At 73.4% G+C, this 17,583-nt stretch carries 12 protein-coding genes; 8 read left to right on the top strand and 4 right to left on the bottom strand.

What is annotated here, in order from left to right:
* The first annotated feature begins 11 nt into the window (after window positions 1-11).
* Genes qcrC through qcrB form a run of 3 tightly spaced genes read left to right on the top strand, consistent with a single transcriptional unit; the run spans window position 12 to window position 3,576 of the window.
* Window positions 12-821 carry a cytochrome bc1 complex diheme cytochrome c subunit gene (gene qcrC / locus HTZ77_RS08185; protein ID WP_175588860.1) on the top strand — a complete coding sequence of 270 codons (810 nt, stop codon included), beginning with the start codon at window positions 12-14 and terminating at the stop codon, window positions 819-821.
* Window positions 818-1,930, top strand: coding sequence for a cytochrome bc1 complex Rieske iron-sulfur subunit (gene qcrA / locus HTZ77_RS08180; RefSeq protein WP_175588859.1), 1,113 nt, complete (start codon window positions 818-820; stop codon window positions 1,928-1,930). The genes qcrC and qcrA overlap by 4 nt, the downstream gene beginning before the upstream one ends.
* The gene (gene qcrB, locus HTZ77_RS08175) at window positions 1,927-3,576 is read left to right on the top strand and encodes a cytochrome bc1 complex cytochrome b subunit (protein ID WP_175588858.1); all 1,650 of its coding nucleotides are present in this window, start codon (window positions 1,927-1,929) and stop codon (window positions 3,574-3,576) included. Before qcrA ends, qcrB begins: the two co-directional genes overlap by 4 nt.
* Before the next feature lie 409 nt (window positions 3,577-3,985).
* Here qcrB and HTZ77_RS08170 read toward each other — a convergent pair whose 3' ends face one another.
* Entirely contained in the window at window positions 3,986-4,273 is a 288-nt protein-coding gene (locus HTZ77_RS08170; RefSeq protein WP_175588857.1) for an Lrp/AsnC family transcriptional regulator, read from the bottom strand.
* 18 nt (window positions 4,274-4,291) lie between these two features.
* Window positions 4,292-6,022, bottom strand: a complete 1,731-nt coding sequence (locus tag HTZ77_RS08165; RefSeq protein WP_175588856.1) for a DEDD exonuclease domain-containing protein — start codon at window positions 6,020-6,022, stop codon at window positions 4,292-4,294.
* An 88-nt stretch (window positions 6,023-6,110) separates the two neighbouring features.
* Here HTZ77_RS08165 and HTZ77_RS08160 point away from each other — a divergent pair, with 88 nt between their 5' ends.
* From HTZ77_RS08160 to HTZ77_RS08140, 5 genes are all read left to right on the top strand, one after another.
* Window positions 6,111-7,616, top strand: coding sequence for a serine/threonine-protein kinase (locus HTZ77_RS08160; protein ID WP_175588855.1), 1,506 nt, complete (start codon window positions 6,111-6,113; stop codon window positions 7,614-7,616).
* Window positions 7,606-9,039, top strand: a complete 1,434-nt coding sequence (locus HTZ77_RS45165; RefSeq protein ID WP_205302303.1) for a serine/threonine-protein kinase — start codon at window positions 7,606-7,608, stop codon at window positions 9,037-9,039. The genes HTZ77_RS08160 and HTZ77_RS45165 overlap by 11 nt, the downstream gene beginning before the upstream one ends.
* A gap of 906 nt (window positions 9,040-9,945) precedes the next feature.
* Window positions 9,946-11,598 (top strand): hypothetical protein, encoded by a 1,653-nt coding sequence (locus HTZ77_RS08150; RefSeq protein WP_175588854.1) that lies wholly within the window; start codon window positions 9,946-9,948, stop codon window positions 11,596-11,598.
* Window positions 11,599-11,681: 83 nt separating this feature from the next.
* On the top strand, window positions 11,682-13,946 hold the full coding sequence (locus tag HTZ77_RS08145; RefSeq protein WP_175588853.1) for a sensor histidine kinase: 2,265 nt from the start codon (window positions 11,682-11,684) through the stop codon (window positions 13,944-13,946).
* Complete coding sequence (locus HTZ77_RS08140; RefSeq protein ID WP_175588852.1) at window positions 13,936-14,589, top strand: response regulator; 654 nt, start codon at window positions 13,936-13,938, stop codon at window positions 14,587-14,589. The genes HTZ77_RS08145 and HTZ77_RS08140 overlap by 11 nt, the downstream gene beginning before the upstream one ends.
* A 348-nt stretch (window positions 14,590-14,937) precedes the next feature.
* Here the strand turns inward: HTZ77_RS08140 and HTZ77_RS08135 are convergent, their stop codons facing one another.
* Both HTZ77_RS08135 and HTZ77_RS08130 read right to left on the bottom strand, forming a co-directional pair.
* On the bottom strand, window positions 14,938-16,878 hold the full coding sequence (locus HTZ77_RS08135) for a PH domain-containing protein (RefSeq protein ID WP_175588851.1): 1,941 nt from the start codon (window positions 16,876-16,878) through the stop codon (window positions 14,938-14,940).
* Window positions 16,875-17,393 carry a PH domain-containing protein gene (locus HTZ77_RS08130; protein WP_175588850.1) on the bottom strand — a complete coding sequence of 173 codons (519 nt, stop codon included), beginning with the start codon at window positions 17,391-17,393 and terminating at the stop codon, window positions 16,875-16,877. Before HTZ77_RS08130 ends, HTZ77_RS08135 begins: the two co-directional genes overlap by 4 nt.
* Window positions 17,394-17,583: the final 190 nt, after the last annotated feature.

Here is a 17,583-nt window from a genome sequence, read left to right as displayed (position 1 = left end):
ACGGGATCTCTGTGACTAGGATCACCGCTTGGCGGCGGCATCCCCTCGCGAGATACGCCGTCCTGATTTTGGCGTTGGCGCTGGTCGGGATGGTATACACCGCGTTCGTCCAGGCCGGCAGGCCCGCGGACGCGGCCCTTGCCTCGGGCAAGCTCGACGACGTCGCCGCGGGCAAGAGCCTGTTCGAGGTTCACTGCGCCAGCTGCCACGGCATGAACGCGCAGGGCACCTCGACCGGCCCGACGCTGATCGGCGTGGGCGCGGCGGCCGTCGACTTCCAGATGAGCACCGGCCGCATGCCGGCGTCCAACCCCGGCGCCCAGGTGCCGCGCAAGCCGATGGCGGGCTGGGTCACGCCGGACAAGATCCGTCAGATCGGCGCCTTCGTGCAGTCGCTCGGCGGCGGCCCGCAGGTGCCCGGCAAGGAGCAGGTCGACCCCGCGCTCGGCGACGCCGGCAAGGGCGGCGAGCTCTTCCGCGCCAACTGCATCCAGTGCCACAACTGGGCAGGCGCGGGCGGCGCGCTCACGCAGGGCAAGTACGCGCCCAACCTGAACCAGGCCACCCCCACGCAGATCTACGAGGCGATGGCCACTGGCCCGCAGGCCATGCCGGTGTTCAACGACACCACGATCACGCCCGAAGAGAAGCGCAGCATGATCGCCTACATCACCCAGGTGCGCGAGCAGAAGGACCCGGGAGGCTTCGGCCTGGGCCGCATTGGCCCCGTGACCGAGGGTCTCGTAGGTTGGGTCGTGGGCATCACCGCCCTCGTACTCGCCTCCATCTGGATCACCGCGAAGAAGCGACAGAAGTCATGACAGACATCGAGCACGAGATCGAGCAGCCGGACGAGCGCGCGCCCAAGCGCGTCATCGGCACCCCCGCCCCGGGCACCTCGATGCTCGGCGACGGGGAACCCGCCGCACGCGACGCGGAGGTCGCCGGCGTCACGTACCAGGACGAGACCAAGGCCCGCAAGGCCGAGAAGATCGTGGCGCTGTGCTTCACGATCACCTTCCTGGCGGCGATCGCGTTCATCATCTCCTACGTGGTGTTCCAGGTGGGCAGCCCGGAGAAGACCGCGACCTCCACCCTCGCGCTGGGAGGCAGCCTCACGCTCGCGTTGCTGGGGCTGGCCGTCGGCATCGTGGTCTGGGTCCGCCAGATCATGCCGAAGTACTCCCTCATCCAGGAGCGCCACCCGATGGTCTCCGACGAGGACACTCGCGAGGTGGTCGCCGAGACCTTCCTCCAGGGCGCCAAGGAGAGCGGGTTCGTCAAGCGCCCGCTGCTGCGCCGCACCCTGCTGCTCGCGGCGGCCCCGCTCGGCCTGATCCCGCTGGTCCTCCTGCGTGACCTCGACAACTCGAAGATGCCGGGCGCGAAGTTCAACGAGACGCTGCGCCACACCGTCTGGGGCGAGAAGACCAAGGAGGGCAAGCCGCTGCGCCTCGTCGTCGAGGGCACCGGCCAGCCGATCCGCGCGGCCGACTTCAACTCGCCGGGCGGCATCCTGTCCGTCGTTCCCGAGGGTTACGAGCACGACCTCAACGCCCTCGCCAAGGCCACGCTGATCTTGATCAAGTTCCGTGCGGACGAGATCAAGTCGGGCACCAACCTCAACTGGACGCACGACGGCATCGTGGCCTACTCCAAGATCTGCACGCACGTGGGCTGCCCGGCGGCCCTGTACGAGCAGACCACCCACCACATCCTGTGCCCCTGCCACCAGTCGACGTTCGACGCCGCCGACGGCGCGAAGGTCATCTTCGGCCCGGCCGCCCGGCCGCTGCCGCAGCTGCCGATCACGGTCGACGACCAGGGCTACCTCATCGCCAAGGGCGACTTCGCGGTGCCCCCGGGTCCCAGCTACTGGGAGCGCGGTGACGCCGAGGCCGAGGCCAGGTCCAAGGGAGGTCACGCATGAGCAGCGACCTGACAACGGTTCCCAAGGGCGTCGCCGGTCCGTCGAACTTCCTCGACGAGCGCATCGGCGGGGCCAACTTCCTCAAGCGCAACCTGCGGAAGGTCTTTCCCGACCACTGGTCGTTCCTGCTCGGTGAGATCGCCCTCTACGCGTTCATCCTCCTGCTGCTGACCGGTACGTTCCTGACGCTCTGGTTCAAGCCCGGCATGGGGGAGATCGCCTACAACGGCTCGTACGCCCCGCTCAGGGGCGTCATGATGTCTGAGGCGTACGCGTCGTCGCTGGAGATCAGCTTCGACGTGCGCGGCGGCCTGCTGGTGCGGCAGATGCACCACTGGGCGGCCCTGCTGTTCGTCTCCGGCATGATGGTGCACATGCTCCGGGTGTTCTTCACCGGCGCGTACCGCAAGCCCCGCGAGCTCAACTGGCTGATCGGCGTCCTGCTGCTGACGCTGGCGCTGGTCGAGGGCCTCACCGGCTACTCCCTGCCCGACGACCTGCTCTCCGGCGCCGGTCTGCGGATCACCGAGGGTGTGGCGATCTCGCTGCCGCTGGTCGGAACGTACATCACGTTCTTCCTGTTCGGCGGGGAATACCCGGGCGAGGACATCATCTCCCGGTTCTACTCGCTGCACATCCTGCTCATCCCGGGCCTCATCCTGGCGCTCGTGTCGGCCCACCTGGTGCTCATGTGGGTGCAGAAGCACACCCAGATGCCGGGCAAGGGCCGCACCAACAAGAACGTGGTGGGCGCGCCGTTCTACCCGGCCTTCATGGCCAAGGCGGGCGCGTACACCCTGTTCACGTTCGCGGTGGTGGCCGGGCTGGCCACGTTCACCCAGATCAACCCGATCTGGCTGTTCGGCCCGTACACGCCGGCGGACATCTCGGCGGGTTCGCAGCCCGACTGGTACATGGGCTTCCTGGAGGGCTCGCTGCGGCTCATGCCGTCGTGGGAGATCAACCTCTTCGGCACGTCCCACGCGGGCACGCTGCCGCTGAGCGTGATCATCCCGGCGCTCGTGCCGCTGGGGCTCGTCATGACCGGTCTCGCGCTGTACCCGTTCCTCGAACGCTGGATCACGGGCGACCACCGCGAGCACCACATCGCCGAGCGCCCGCGCAACAACCCGCACCGCACGTCGATCGGCATGGCCGCCATCACGTTCTACGGCGTGCTCTGGCTGCTCGGCGCCAACGACGAGCTCTCGGCGAACTTCCAGATCTCGCTCAACTGGACGACGTACATCGGCCGGGTGCTGGTGTTCGTGGGGCCGGCGCTGGCGTACATCATCACCTACCGCGTCTGCCTCGGCCTGCAGCGCTCCGACGCGGCCGTCGTCTCGCACGGCGTCGAGTCGGGCGTCATCAAGCGGCTGCCGCACGGTGAGTTCATCGAGATCCACACGCCTCCGGCGGACGACATCGAGGCTCACGTGCGCGGCAAGGAGGCGGTGCAGATGCTGCCCGTCGAGGCGGACGGCGCCGGCATCCCGCCGAAGGGCATGCGCGGGCCGCTCGGCAAGCTCCGGGCCCGCATGTCCCGCGCGTACGGCGGCGAGAAGATCGCTCTGGACGAGGGCCACGGCCACGAGGACGAGCACGCCGCGATCGGGTCGGGCGAGGACCGCTCGCTGACCCACTGATCCACCCGCCGCCGCTCCCCTGAGGACCGGCGGCCCAGCCCGGGCCCGGACGGCACCAGCCGTCCGGGCCCTCGCTGTTTCCGCATGCTGTGACGGCCGGGGGGAGAGCGGGTGGCGCGAGGAGCGCGGGCGGGCGGAGGCGCCGGGGCACGGCGCGGGGCCGCATGCGAGCAGGCCGCACGCGAGCGGGTGGCGGGGCGGGCAGCGCGACGACAGGGCGCCCCGTAAGCGGACGGCGCGGACGTCGGCGACGCAGGTCGGCGACGCGGTGACCGGGCGCCTGTGCGTGGGAGGCGCAGGTCGGCAGCGCGGAAGGGGGGCCCGGAGGGACGGGCCGCCGCGAGAGACGGATCGTCAGCCCCTCAAGAAGTGAACCGTCGGGCCCTCAGGAAGGGAACAGGCCGGAGGTTCAGTCGGACTCGGTGAAACCGATGGAGAAGGCGGCGTCCAGGTCGTGCTTGGAGTAGGCCCGGAAGGCGATGTGGGTCTCGGTGTGCAGCACGCCCGAGACCTTGTTGATGCGGCCCGGGACCACCTCGGCGATCTCCTCGTAGGCGGCCACCCGCACCATGGCCAGCAGGTCGTACTCGCCGGTGATGGAGTAGACCTCGCTGACGCCGTCGATCTCGGCGATCGTCTGGGCGACCTCCGGAATCCGGTCGACCTCGGCGTTGATGTGAACGATAGCCGTGACCATGGCCCCAACTCTATCGGGTCAGCGCAAGGGCCGGCCCTCGCGGGAGTGGGAGCGCTCGGCGGCGAGCGGCCGGTAGGCGAGCTCGATGCGGGCCTTGTGGCGGGCCGCCCCGTGGATGGGCAGCGCCCAGTCGCCGTCGACCTCCACCAGCCGCACCCCCGGCGACTCCAGCCAGCGCAGGATGCACTCCGTCTCCTCGGCGCCGGCCGCGTGGATCGGCCCCGCCCCCGGCAGGACGGTCTCGGCGCGGACCGCCAGCGACTCGACGAACGGCACGGGGTGGGCGCCGCGCGGCATGACCCCGGCGGCCGCGAGCCGGCCGTACCGGACGACGTGGATGTCCCAGCCGCCGTCGAAGGCGGGGCTGGCGGCGATGAGCTGCGGGATGCGGGTGATCGCGGACAGGCGCTGCATGCGCGCGGCCGTGCGGACGAACGCGGCCAGCCGGTCGCGCTCGATCGACGCCTCCTCGTAGCGCTGCTCGGCCGACAGCCGCTCCATGCGGGCGGTCACGGCGGCGAGGACGGGCGTGGCGTCGAGCGTCATGGCCCGGCGCGCCGTCTCGGCGTGCAGGGCGTACTCGGCCTGGCTCTGCCGCCCCTCGCAGGGCGCGCCGCAGCGGCCCATCTCCAGCAGCACGCACGCCGCCCGGCGGGTGCGCAGCGTCATCGGCTGGGTGCACTGGCGCAGCGGCACCGCCTCCTGCAGGGCGAGGCGGGCGTCGTCGGCGGAGCGGTTGCTGCCGAACGGGCCGAGGTAGGCGGCGCCGTCGTCCTTGAGCTCGCGCACGATCGACAGCCGGGGGAACGGTTCCTGGGTGAGTTTGAGCCAGACGACCTTCTCCGGGAAGCGGGAACGGCGGTTGTAGCGGGGCTTGGCGCCGCCGATGAGGCGCAGCTCCCGCACCTCGGCCTCTAACGCCGTGGCGCACACGATGTGGCGGACCCGTTCGGCGATGCCGATCATCTCGCGGATGCGCGGCCGGGTCTCGCTGGCGGTGAAGTAGGAGCGCACGCGGTTGCGCAGGTTGGTGCTCTTGCCGATGTAGAGCACCTCGCCGCGCTCGTCCTCGAACAGGTAGACGCCGGGGGAGTGCGGCACCGACTCGGCGAGGTGGCGCTTGCGCTGCTGCTCGGGCGTGGGCGCGCGGACGAACGACTTCAGCTCCTCCAGCGTGTGGACCTGGAACGATCCCGCCCGCTCGATGAGCCCGTGGAGGACGTGCACGGTGGCCCTGGCGTCCTGCAGGGCGCGGTGGCACGGCTCGGCGGGGCTGCGGAAGAACCGGGCCAGCGTGCCGAGCTTGGCGTTGGGCGTCTCGTCGCGGGTCAGCACCCGCCGGGCCAGGTCGACGGTGTCGACGACCGGGTTGGCCGGCGGCGGGTAGCCGTGGGCGGCGCAGGCCGCCTTGACGAAGCGGGTGTCGAAGCCCGCGTTGTGCGCGACCAGCGTGGTGCCCTGGATGAACTCGAGGAAGCTCGGCAGCACCGCCTCGATGCGCGGCGCCGCCACGACCATGGAGTCGGTGATGCCGGTCAGCACCGAGATGAACGGCGGGATCGGGCCTCCCGGATCGACCAGCGTGGAGAACTCGCCCAGCACCTCGCCGGCCCGCACCTTGACCGCGCCGATCTCGGTGATCTGGTGCTCGGCCGGCGAGCCGCCGGTCGTCTCCAGGTCGAAAACGACGAACGTGACGTCACTCAGCGGGGTGCCGAGCTCGTCGAGGGTGCCTTGTACCGCGTCCACGATCCAAGACCATAGAGTCGGCCACCGACAGTTGCGCGTCCGCCCGACGAATAACCTTTCATCATGATCCTTAGTTAGTCTTCCGGGTATGTCTGGCGGAAGACTCGCCGGCCGCTACTCCCTGATCGTCCAGCTCGGCGCCGGCGGCATGGGAAGGGTGTGGCTGGCCAGGGACGAGATGCTCGATCGCGAGGTGGCGGTCAAGGAGCTCACGCTGCCCGAGGGGCTGCCCGCCGCGGAGCGGAACGAGCTGGTCACGCGGGCCGTGCGCGAGGCGCAGGCCACCGCCAGGCTGCGCCACCCCGGCATCGTGGCGCTGCACGACGTCATCGTCGAGTACGGCCGTCCGTGGCTGGTCATGGAGCTGCTGCGGGGCGGCAGCCTGGCCGACGTGGTCAAGCGGCACGGCCCGATGCCGCAGGAGCACGCGGCGCGGGTCGGCGCCGACCTGCTGGAGGCGCTGGCCGCCGCCCACGCGCAGGGGCTGCAGCACCGCGACGTGAAGCCGGGCAACGTGTTCATCACCGACACGGGCCGGGTGGTCCTCACCGACTTCGGCATCGCGCGCCAGGAGGGCCAGGCCGCGATCACCGAGCAGGGGCTGACGATCGGCTCGCCGGGGTTCATCGCGCCGGAGCGGCTGGACGGAGACCCGGGCGGCCCCGCCTCCGACCTGTGGTCGGTCGGGGCCACGCTGTTCTACGCGGTCGAGGGCCGTCCGATGTACGGCGGCACGGCCGGCGAGCGGATCACCGCGACGCTGACCACGCCGCCGCCCGAGGTCGGCGGCCTCATCGGCCCCGTGATCGCCGCGTTGACCGCGCGTCACCCGTTCGCCAGGCCGGACGCCCGCACCGCCCGTGACGCGCTCCGGCAGGTGGCGGCCGGCCAGTCGCCGCGCCTGACGGTCACGCACGAGATGACCGCCCCCGGCCGGGTGCGGCGCCCCCGCAAGGGCCTCCTGTGGGGCGCCGTGGCCGCCGTCGTCGCGCTCGCCGTCGTGGGCGCGGGCGTGTTCCTGCTGGTGCGGCGGCAGGACGACGGGATTCCCGAGGCGTTCACCGTGCCGATGGACGCCTGTTCGGTGCTGCAGGGCGAGGACGTGGCCCGGCTGCTGCGGGTCCAGAAACCCCCGGCCGGTCGGCGCAGCTCCGACGAGGAGGGTCCCACCTGCGGCTGGACCATCCCCAAGACGGGGATCGGCGTCCAGCTCCAGAAGGACTCCGACACGGCCGACCCGTGGTCGATGACCCCGGCCTCGGCGCACACCCTGTTCGAGAACCAGAAGATCAAATGGGGGAAGTACCGGGAGGGTGTCGACTGGACCTGGCCGGAGGTCGGCGCGACGGGCACCAACAAGGCCAGCCTCACCCCCGCCCACGCCGTGACGGGGATCGGGGAGGAGGCGTTCGGCTACGAGATGAAGGGGCCGACGGGCCGGATGCACAGCGCCCACGTCTACTTCCGGCTGGCCAACCTCGTGGTGCGGGTCGAGTACACCACGCTGGGCGACCGGCCCACCGACGACGACATCAAGCGCACCGCGCTGGACGCGGCGCGGGCCACCGAGAAGGCGTTGCGCCGTGCCGGCTGAGGCCTACCGGCTGGCCGGCCGCTACCGCCTGGTCGAGCGGCTCGGCGAGGGCGGCGCGGGCACGGTGTGGCGGGCGATCGACGAGACGCTCGACCGGCAGGTGGCGGTCAAGCAGGTCCGCGTGCCGCCGGGCCTGACCCCGCCGCAGCGGGCCGCGTTCGCCGACCGCGCCATCCACGAGGCCAGGTCCGCCGGGCGGCTGCGCGACCCGGCGATCGTCATGGTCCACGACGTGGTGCTCGAGGGCGACCAGCCGTGGATCATCATGGATCTGGTCACCGGGCGCTCGCTGGATAAGGTGGTCAAGGAGCGCGGACCGCTGCCGCCCGAGGAGGTGGCGCGCATCGGGCTGAGGGTGCTGTCGGCGCTGGAGACCGCGCACATGAACGGCATGCTCCACCACGACGTCAAGCCGGCCAACATCCTGCTCGACGCCGACGGCTCGGCCATGCTCACCGACTTCGGCATCGCCGTGCCCCTGTACGGCCAGGACGGAGCGGGCCCCACCTCGGGCGGCGGCTCGCTCGGCTACATGGCTCCCGAACGCCTGAACCAGCAGGCCGCCGGCTCCGCCTCCGACCTGTGGTCGCTCGGCGCGGCCCTGTACGTGGCGGCCGAGGGCAGGGCGCCGTTCGAGCGCGCCATGCCGGCCGCCGTCGCGGCCGCGGTGCTGCTGCACGACCCCCCGTTCCCGGAACGGGCCGGCTCCGAGCTCGGTGGGCTCATCATGGCGATGCTGGCCAAGGACCCGGTCACGCGCCCGCCGGCGGGCGTGGTCCGCGAGCGGCTGAACGCGCTGGCCGAGCCCGTCCGCCGCCGTCGCCGCCGGTGGCTCGTACCGGTGGCGGCCGTGGCCGCCGCGCTGGTGGGCGTGGCCGGCTGGTACGGGGTCACGGCGCTCAAGGGGACGCCCGAGGCCGGGAGGTTCGCGACGGCGCCCGACCCGTGCGGGCTGGTCGGCGACGCCCGGGCCGTGGAGCTGCTGGGCGGGGCGGTGGTGCGGACGGCCCCACGGCCGGGTGAGTGCCAGTGGAAACTCGACAACACCAACGCGCCGCGCACGCTGATCGTGGAGGTCTGGGCCGAGCGGCCGGCCGGCGACCTCAGCGGCCCCCGGATCGCCGAGCGCAGGTACGCCAGCGAGCGCGCCGGCAGGGTGGGCGCGAAGGGCACGGTGTTCCGCAGGGTCACCGGCGAAGGGCAGGACGTGAAAGGGGTGGGCGAGACCGCGTACGCGCAGACCTCGTTCGCGTTCGCCGCCCCGAACGAGGGGCGGAGCAACGACGTCGTGCTGTTCCGGCTGAGCAACCTCATGGGGCAGGTGACCCTGCAACGCGAGAGGGTGGCGGTCAAGGACGCGGGAGGCGGCAAGCAGACGGTGCTCACGGCCGCGCGGACGGTCTCGGCGGCACTGGGAGGATGACCCGCCGCGGGGCGGGACGGCGAGCCGTCCCCGCCGGGCCCGTCGGTCACGTTCCTGCACGTTCCTGCCCGACCGAGCTGCAGGGGCCGCGAACCACCGCGCCGACAGGCGCGGCCGGTCGAGCGGGTTCGGCTCCTCCGCCGACGGGTCCGTCACGTGGGGCTGCTTCTCTGGCTCCTGAGGCGCTCTGGGTGGATCGGCGAGTGCCGCATCACGGCTTTTACTAGCATGTTCAGTCGCATGTCATGACGAAATCCCCAGGAGTCCCTCGTGAATGCCGGTGACCGGAACGAGCCCCCGCACAACCCCCGACCGGGGCCGGGCGGCCCGTCCGAGCCACCGGCCGGGCCCCCGTCCCCACCGCCCGGCTTCCCGCCGCCGTCCCCGCAGTCCGGGCCGCAGGGCTTCCCCACGCAGCCGGGGCCGGGGGGCTTCGCGCCGCAGCCGGGGCCGGGGGCGCAGGGCTTTCCGCCGCACTCCGGGGTCCCGCAGGCGCCGTACTCCGGTCCGCCGGGGTTCCCGCCGTCGCAGGAGTCGCCGGCGCCTGGTGCGTTCGTTCCGTGGGAGCCGCAGGCGGAGCCGTACGAGGGGCGCCCGGTCCCTCCGCCCGCCGGCCCGCCGGCGGCTCCTCCGGCCGGGCAGCCCCCCGGCCCTCACTCCGCCGGTCCTGAGTCTGGGGCCCCGTCAGGCCCTGGCTTCGAGGCCCCGTCAGGTCCTGGCTTCGAGGCCCCGTCAGGTCCTGGCTTCGAGGCCCCGTCAGGTCCTGGCTTCGGGGCGCCGGTGTGGCCTCCCTCGGCTCCGCCTTCCGCCCCTGCGGCCGGGCAGTTCTCGGGGCCCTCGGGACCTGAGGGGCCTTCGGGGCCGCCCGGCCGGCCGCCCGCCGGTCCCTCCGCCGCACCAGAAGGCATGCCCGGCCCGTACGGCGGCCCGCTTCCCGGACCGTCCCAGGGCCCCGCGCCCCAGCCGTACGGCGCACCGCCTCCGGGCACCCCGTACGGCCCGCCCGGCCAGAACCCGCCCGGCCGGAACCCTCAAGGCCCCGGATACGGCCAGGCGGCGACCGGGGACGGCGGGTCGGTCACCATGCCGTCGTCCGTCGGCCTGGACGTCCCCACCGGCGGAACCCCCACCCCCGACCGCCCGAAGGCGCGCCGCCCCTGGGTCATGCCCGTCGTGGCCGCGGGCGTGGCGCTCCTGCTGGCGGGCGGCGCCGGCGGCGCGTACCTCGTGTACGGCAGGACGTCCGCCGGTCAGGAGCCGGCGGCCAAGGCGTCGAAGGCGGCGAACGGCCCCGTGCCCGGCCCGGACGTGTGCGCCATGCTGCCCGAGGAGACGATCGACCGGCTCGTGCCCGAGGCGAAGGTCACCGGCGACTCCCGGTCCAGCGACTACACGATCAACTTCACCTGCACCTGGGCGAACCTCCGCATCTCGTTCGGCGAGTACTGGCGCAGCCGCCAGATCGAGGTCAAGGTCGACCAGCACCGCGGCGACGGCGCGAAGACCGGCCGGTCGATGGCGCAGAACTCGTTCGAGATCGACCGCGGCGGCGCCAAGTACGCCGAGACCGCCAAACCCACCCCGACGAAGGGCGACAGGGACTACACCTCCAAGGTCACGGACATCCAGGGCGTCGGCGACGGCGCGTTCGCCCAGTACGTGTGGCGGCGGTCGGGCACCGTGCTGTGGTACTCCTACGGCGAGGCCCACGCCCGGGTGGGCGACATGACCATCGAGGTCAAGTACCAGGCCGACCAGCGGCGCAAGGACGCCGCCCTCCTCACCAACAAGACCGTCCAGTCGGTCACCGAGGGCAACGCCATCCGCGAGGTCACCGGCATCGTCGGCCAGATCGCCAAGGGCGTGGCCGCGTGGAAGGCCCAGCACCCCGACGTGCTGGCTCAGCCGCTCAAGATCCCCACGCCCACGGCCACGCCTACGACCGCCGCCCCCACGCCGACGCCGACGCCGCTCGCGGCCATGCCCGCCGACTGCGTCGCGGCGGGGAAGGCGGCGACCGCGCTGGTGCCGGACGCCGAGACCAAGGCGACGGGCAGTACGACGGGCGCGGACACCCAGACCGAGTGCCGCTGGCTCAACCGCAAGATCGACGCGGGTGGCGGCGTCACGAAGGTCCGCAGCGTGCTGATCACCACGCACCGGTTCACCAACCGGGCGGGGGCGCCCGACGCCGGCGCGGCCGGCACGTTCTACGCGGGCCGGCGCGGCGGCAACAAGTCCATGGAGTCCTTCTCCACGAAGGACGTCGTCTGGGACAAGCTGACCGACATCAAGGGCATGGGCGACGCCGCCTACAGCCAGTACCTCAGCTACCGCAGGAACGTGGTGTTCGCCGGCAGCACGACCGTGATGATCCGCAAGGGCGCGCTGGTCGTCGCGGTGGACTACGCGGGTCAGCAGCATCGCGGCGACGAGCCCACCAACTCGCCCGAGGTCCGCCTCATGCCGAAGAAGGAGGCGCAGGCGGGGGCGCTCAAGGTGGCCCGCGCGTACCTGGCGGGCCTGGAGGGCCTGGAGGGCAAGCCCACCGGGAACTGACCGTCGGGGAGGGGCCGCGGCCCCGCAGTCCCGGGACATCGTGTCCCGGGACAACGGGACACAAAACCGGCGACAATGCTCGAATGACGAAAACCGGACCAGTCGAGGCGCCGGCCGCGGACGGTGGGGGCTCGGCCGGGGTGCCGGGCAGAGACGGCCGGGGCTCGGCCGGGGCGCCCGGCACAGACGGCCGGGGACTGTCCAGGGCGCCGGCGAGCGCCGCCCGTCTGCCCGTGATCGTGGCGGTCGCGGTGGCGCTCCTCGTGGTCGCGCTCACGGCCGGCACGGCCGTCCTGGACGTGGTCAACGCCGGCGTCGCCGTCCCGCCGGGCGCCGACCTGGACGAGGTGAGCTGGCCGTACGCCGTGGCCGGGCTGGCCCAGGTGGTGCCGGGCGCGCTGCTGCTGCGGCGGCTGCCCCGGCATCCGGTCGCCTGGGTGCTGGTGCTGTCGGGGGTCCTGTGGGGGCTGAACGGCTTCGCCGACGCCTGGTCGCTGCACGCCGTCTACGGCTCCCCGGGGACGCCGGGGGCGGCTCTGGCGTACTGGCTGTACGCCCGGTTCGGAGCGTTGCTGCTCGTCGGGCTGCCGCTGCTGATCCTCCTCTTCCCCGACGGCCGCCTGCCCTCGGCGCGGGGATGGCGGTGGCTGTCGCTGGCCAGCCTCGGCCTGACCGCGTTCCAGGCCGTGGTCTGGCTGCTCGTGCCGATGGACGTGCTGAGCCGTCACTGGGCGGCCGAGCTGCCCGCCGGGATCGCCCGGCTCGACCTCGACCTGCTCAGCGTCGGCCTGCCGTACGAGGTGTGGCAGCCGCTGATCGCGGTGGCCCAGGCCGCGGTGCCGGTGAGCCTGGTGGTGCCGTTCGCGGTCATGGTGCGCCGCTACCGTGCCGCGGACCCGGAGCGGCGGGCGCAGATCCGCTGGCTGACGTGGGCGGCGCTGGTGGACATGTTCGTGCTGCTGCTGCCGCTCGTGGCGCCGCCGGGGGTGCCCGCGGTGCTGCTCTGCGTCGCGCTCGGGCTCACCTCGTGCGCGGTGCTGGTCGCGGTGACCAAGTACCGCCTCTACGACATCGACCGGCTGCTGCCGGCCACCTTCCTGTACGGCGTGCTCGCGGCCCTGGCCGTCGTGATCGACATCGTCGTGTTCACCGTGGCGGGGAGCGTGCTGGGGGAGCGCGAGTCGGCGCTGACCGCGATGGCGATCGTGGCGGTGGCCTACGCGCCGCTGCGCACCTGGCTGTGGCGGGCGGCCCGGCGGCTGGCCCGCGGGGCGCGCGACGACCCGTACGCCACGGTCTCCACGCTCGCCGAACGCCTCGAACTCGCCACCGAGCCGGACGACCAGCTCCGCGCGCTGGCCACGACCGTGGCGGAGGCGTTCCGCCTGCCGTACGTGCGGGTGGAGATCGAGCGGCCCGGCGGCGTGCGGTCGGTCGTCGAGCACGGCTCGCCGCGCGGGCCGTCGCTGTCGCTGCCTGTCGCCTACCGCGGCGAGGCGGTCGGCCGCCTGGTGCTGTGCCGCGCCGACCTCACCGAACGCGACCAGCGGCTGCTCGGCGACCTCGTCCGGCAGGCCGCGGCGGCGGCGCGCGCCAGCGAGCTGAGCACCGACCTGCAGCGCATCCGCGCCCGGCTCGTCCTCGCCCGCGAGGAGGAGCGCCGCAGGCTGCGGCGCGACCTGCACGACGGGCTCGGCCCCAGCCTGGGCGCGGTGGCGCTGCGCATCGAGGCCGCCCGCAACCTCGCCGCGTCCGCGCCCGCGGAGTCGGACCGCATCCTGGAGCAGACGGCCGCCGAGGTCACCACCGTGCTGGCCGACGTCCGCCGGCTGGTCCACGACCTGCGCCCGCCCGCGCTCGACGAGCTCGGCCTGCTGCGCGCCGTCGAGCAACTGGCCGACCGCCTGCGCTCCGGCGGGCCGCACGTGGCCGTGTCCGGCGACGGGCTCGCCGCGCTGCCGGCCGCGGTCGAGGTGGCGGCGTACCGTATCGTGTCGGAGGCGCTGGCCAACGTGGTGCGGCACTCCGGCGCGGGACGCTGCGAGGTCACGCTCGGCGTGCGCGAGGGCGCGCTGGAGGTGCTGGTGCGCGACGACGGGCGCGGCATCGGCCCGGACGTCGTCGCCGGGGTCGGCATGCTGTCGCTGCGCGAGCGCACGGCGGAGCTGGGCGGCGACTGCGAGGTGAGCTGTCCCGAGGAGGGCGGCACGCTGGTCCGCGCGAGACTGCCGCTGGCGCAGATCCCGGAGACGCCGGCGGCTCGGCCTTCGCTTTCGCCTTCGGCCTCGGTTTCTGTCGCGGCGGCGGGCTTGGAGGAGACAGGTATGGAGGCGACAGGTGTCCGATGAGCCGATCCGCGTGCTGCTGGCCGACGACCACCCGGTCTACCGGGACGGGCTGGCGGTGCTGCTGGGCTCGATCCCCGGCGTGGAGGTCGTCGGCACGGCCGCGACCGGACGCGAGGCGGTGGAACGAGCCGCCGCCCTCCAACCGGACATCGTGGTCATGGACGTCACCATGCCCGACCTCGACGGCATCGAGGCGACGCGGCGGGTGGTCGCCGACAGCCCGCACATCGGCGTGCTCATGCTGACGATGTCGGAGGAGGACGCCACGCTGTTCGCCGCCATGCGTGCCGGGGCCCGCGGCTACCTGCTCAAGGGCGCCAACCAGGCGGAGATCGTGCGCGCGATCCAGGCGGTCGCCCACGGGGAGGCCATCTTCGGGCCGACGGTCGCCCGCCGTGTGGCCGAGTACTTCTCCGCCCCGGCGCCCGCCCCGGACGAGAGCATGTTCCCGCAGCTCACGCCGCGCGAGCGGGAGATCCTCTCGCTGATCGCCGCCGGTCGCTCCAATCCGCAGATCGCCTCGGCGCTGTTCCTGTCGCCGAAGACGGTGCGCAACAACGTCTCCAACATCTTCGCCAAGCTGCACGTCGCCGACCGGACCGAGGCCATCGTCCGCGCCCGCGACGCCGGCCTCGGCCGCTGACCTCTGCCGCGTGGGCTCCGGCCGCGAGATCGACCGCGGCGGCCGCTCGGGTGAAAGGGCGTTCCCGGACTCATGACGCGAGAGGTTTACGAGCCTGCAACCGCTCTGCAAGCGGGACAAATAGCGTCGATCACGCAACAGCCGAGCCGCGTGATCTCGCTTGACCGTGACAGGGGCGCGGGCAAGCCGTGGGGGATCCCGCGACTCACCGCCTCGCGCGCGCCCGCCCGTTGGGAGCCGGGCCCGCGCGCGCGAGGCTCCTTCGGCGCACGCATGCGACTCCGGGGTCATCCTGCGCGGGCCGCATACCACCTACGTCGGGTCATCTCGCGTGTGAGCGGCCCACGGTCATCCTCGACCGGTCCCCGTGCGAGGGCCGCGACGGACCAGGAACGGGTCGAGCAGTCCGGGCACGGCGTGTGCCGCCAGCTCCAGACCGGTGTCGCCGCCCACGTCCAGCACGTCGTAATGACCGTCCCCGGCGGCCGTCGTGGCCGAGACCGTCAGCAGCCCGGCGCGGCGCTGGACGTACGACTGGGTGATCGTCCAGCCGACGATGCCGCCACGGTCGAGCGCGACGGTACGCCGGACCACCGCACCGGACCGGGACACCAGGTGACGCCCGCCCAGCCCGTGCCCCAGGCTCCGGTACCCGGCCAGGGCCGCCAGGAGCGCGAGCGGCAGCACCAGGAGCAGCACCGCAGCCGCCGCCCCCCATACCCACGCCTCCAGCGCGCCGTCCCGGATCCACGCCCGCACGTCGTCGGTCCGTGCCCACGCGCCCGGCCCGCCGCCCCGGGTCCACGCCTCCGCACCGCCGTTCCGGATCCACGTGGCCGTCGCCGCGAGCGCCACCGCGGGGGCGACGGCGGCGATCAGCGCCCGCCGCACGCGCCTGCGCCGCGCCGCCGCCGGATGCGGCACCGGTTCGGGCAGGCGCTCGCCCGCGACCCGCGCCGCGATGCGCGCGGCTTCGGCCCGGGGGAGGGGCGGGGTCAGCGCCGCCACGTCCTCGGTCTCGCCCTCCTGCGCCTTGCCGAGCCCGGTGGCCACCGCCTTGACGCGCGCGCCGCCGCCCAGCCTGAGCAGCAGCGGCTCGCGGAGTTCCACGCCGCGCAGCCGCAATTCGTCCAAGCTGAGGGAGCGGCTGGTCAGCAACCCGCGCCGCACCCGCCACCGCCCATCCCGCGGTGCCGGTCCCTCGTGCGATCCCGCCGGGCGTCCGTGCGGTCGCGCGGCGTGCGGCGTGGCCGGTGACGAATCCGTGTCCGGTCCGGCGTCCGCGGGCGCTGCGGGGCGGCCGGGCTCGCGTTCCAGGCGGTAACCGCCCCAGGACTCCACGAAGAGCAGGACGGCCCCCGTCACACCGGCCACCACGTTGCCCGCGACCACCACCGGGATCGTCACCCAGGGCCGCTCCGTCAGCCAGCCCCACACGAGGGCCGCCGTCTCGCCCGAGAACACCTCCACCCCGAGCGCGTCCAACGGCTTGTAGAGCGCGCCGAGCACCAGCGCCGCACCGGCGAACGACCACACGGTCAGCGGCGCGTACCGGACCCACGGCCACCGCAGCCGCGCCACCACCTCGACCGCGCGCGCCGCTCCCAGAGGCTCGTCTCCCCGAGCAGGTCGATGTCCGGAAGCAGCCTCGTCCCGTTGAGCAGGACCGTTCCTCCGGGACGCCTCGGTCTCCCGGGAACGCCCACTGCCCAGGAATGCCTCGTCTACCCGGGAAGTGCCGCTTCCCCGTGAGGTCTCGCTTCCCGGGACCGGCTCGTCCCCTCGGCTCGGCGCGCCCGCGACGACAGGATCCTCCGCGAGGAAGGCGTCGGCCGGAGCGTCCGACAGGAGGACGCGGCGCAGGGCCTCGGCCTCGGCGACCGGCAGCGGGTCCAGGGTCAGCTCGGCGCTCTCGTCCCCATGGCCGCCCGTACCGATCTTCACGACGGTCAGCCCGAACGCCCGCCGTACCAGATCGGCGCGCAGGTCCACGCTGCGGATCCGGTCGCGCGGCACCGACCGGTGCTGCCGGGACACCACGCCGGAGCGCAGCTCCAGGCGCTCGCGGGTGAGCCGCCAGCGGGTCACGCGCAGCCGCGTCACGTCGTACGCCACGACGCCCGCCACGATGAGCGCCGCGCCCACGGCCGCGACGGCCGCGATCGCCCCCCACGTCCAGTCGAGCCCGCGCAGCACGCGCACCACCACCACGTCCACCGGGACCACGACCCCCAGCGACAGCACCGCGGACACCGCCAGGCTCCGCCGGGTCAGCCGGCGCCAGCTCATGTCGCGTCCCCGGGCGTGGCCTGCGTGATCGCCGTCAGCCTGGCCGCCAGCTCGGCGGCCAGCTCGTGGTCCAGCCCTTCGATCGTGATCGGCCCGGCGGCCGAGGCCGTGGTCACCGTCACGTCCGCCAGCCCGAACAGCCGCTGCACCGGCCCCCGCGCGGTGTCGACCGTCTGGATGCGCGACATCGGCGCCACCCGCCAGGTGTGGGTCAGCCAGCCCTTGCGCGTGTACACGGCGTCGTCCGTCACCTCCCAGCGCTCCACCCGGTACGACGCCCGCGGACCGGCGAGCGCCAGCGCCAGGCAGCAGACCGCGAACCCCGCCACCAGCACGCCCAGCCACACCGGGTGCCCCGTGAACAGCCAGTACGCCGCCACGGCCGCGCCCGCCACCGGGACGGCCAGGATCAGCGCCTGTGCCGTCCACCACGCGACCGCGCGCGGGTCGGCCTGATGACGCGGCGGCCTCAACGCCACACCGCCCGCACCGTCGCCCGCGTCAGGGGCGCGCATGCCGCTCCGGAGGGCCGGATCAGGACGGGGGAGTGGGGGCGCTCCCCGTCGAGGGGAAGGCCGGGAGGCCGGGGGCTCGTCGTGACGTTCCATGCCCCCGACCATGACACCGGCGGTGACTCCGGCGCGTCCGCCGGAGGTCGCTCGGTGTATCGACTTTGGTCGCTGTCCGCCCGCCCCGCGAACCCCT

The organism is Nonomuraea montanisoli, from assembly GCF_013363975.1.
Lineage (GTDB): Bacteria > Actinomycetota > Actinomycetes > Streptosporangiales > Streptosporangiaceae > Nonomuraea > Nonomuraea montanisoli.
This window is presented reverse-complemented; position numbering and strand designations above follow the sequence as displayed.

Coding starts and splice junctions, on each gene's coding strand:
- qcrA (WP_175588859.1), top strand. CDS start 818: ATGACAGACATCGAGCACGAGATCGAGCAGCCGGACGAGCGCGCGCCC.
- qcrB (WP_175588858.1), top strand. CDS start 1,927: ATGAGCAGCGACCTGACAACGGTTCCCAAGGGCGTCGCCGGTCCGTCG.
- HTZ77_RS08170 (WP_175588857.1), bottom strand. CDS start 4,273: ATGGTCACGGCTATCGTTCACATCAACGCCGAGGTCGACCGGATTCCG.
- HTZ77_RS08160 (WP_175588855.1), top strand. CDS start 6,111: ATGTCTGGCGGAAGACTCGCCGGCCGCTACTCCCTGATCGTCCAGCTC.
- HTZ77_RS08150 (WP_175588854.1), top strand. CDS start 9,946: ATGCCCGGCCCGTACGGCGGCCCGCTTCCCGGACCGTCCCAGGGCCCC.
- HTZ77_RS08145 (WP_175588853.1), top strand. CDS start 11,682: ATGACGAAAACCGGACCAGTCGAGGCGCCGGCCGCGGACGGTGGGGGC.
- HTZ77_RS08135 (WP_175588851.1), bottom strand. CDS start 16,878: ATGAGCTGGCGCCGGCTGACCCGGCGGAGCCTGGCGGTGTCCGCGGTG.
- HTZ77_RS08130 (WP_175588850.1), bottom strand. CDS start 17,393: ATGCGCGCCCCTGACGCGGGCGACGGTGCGGGCGGTGTGGCGTTGAGG.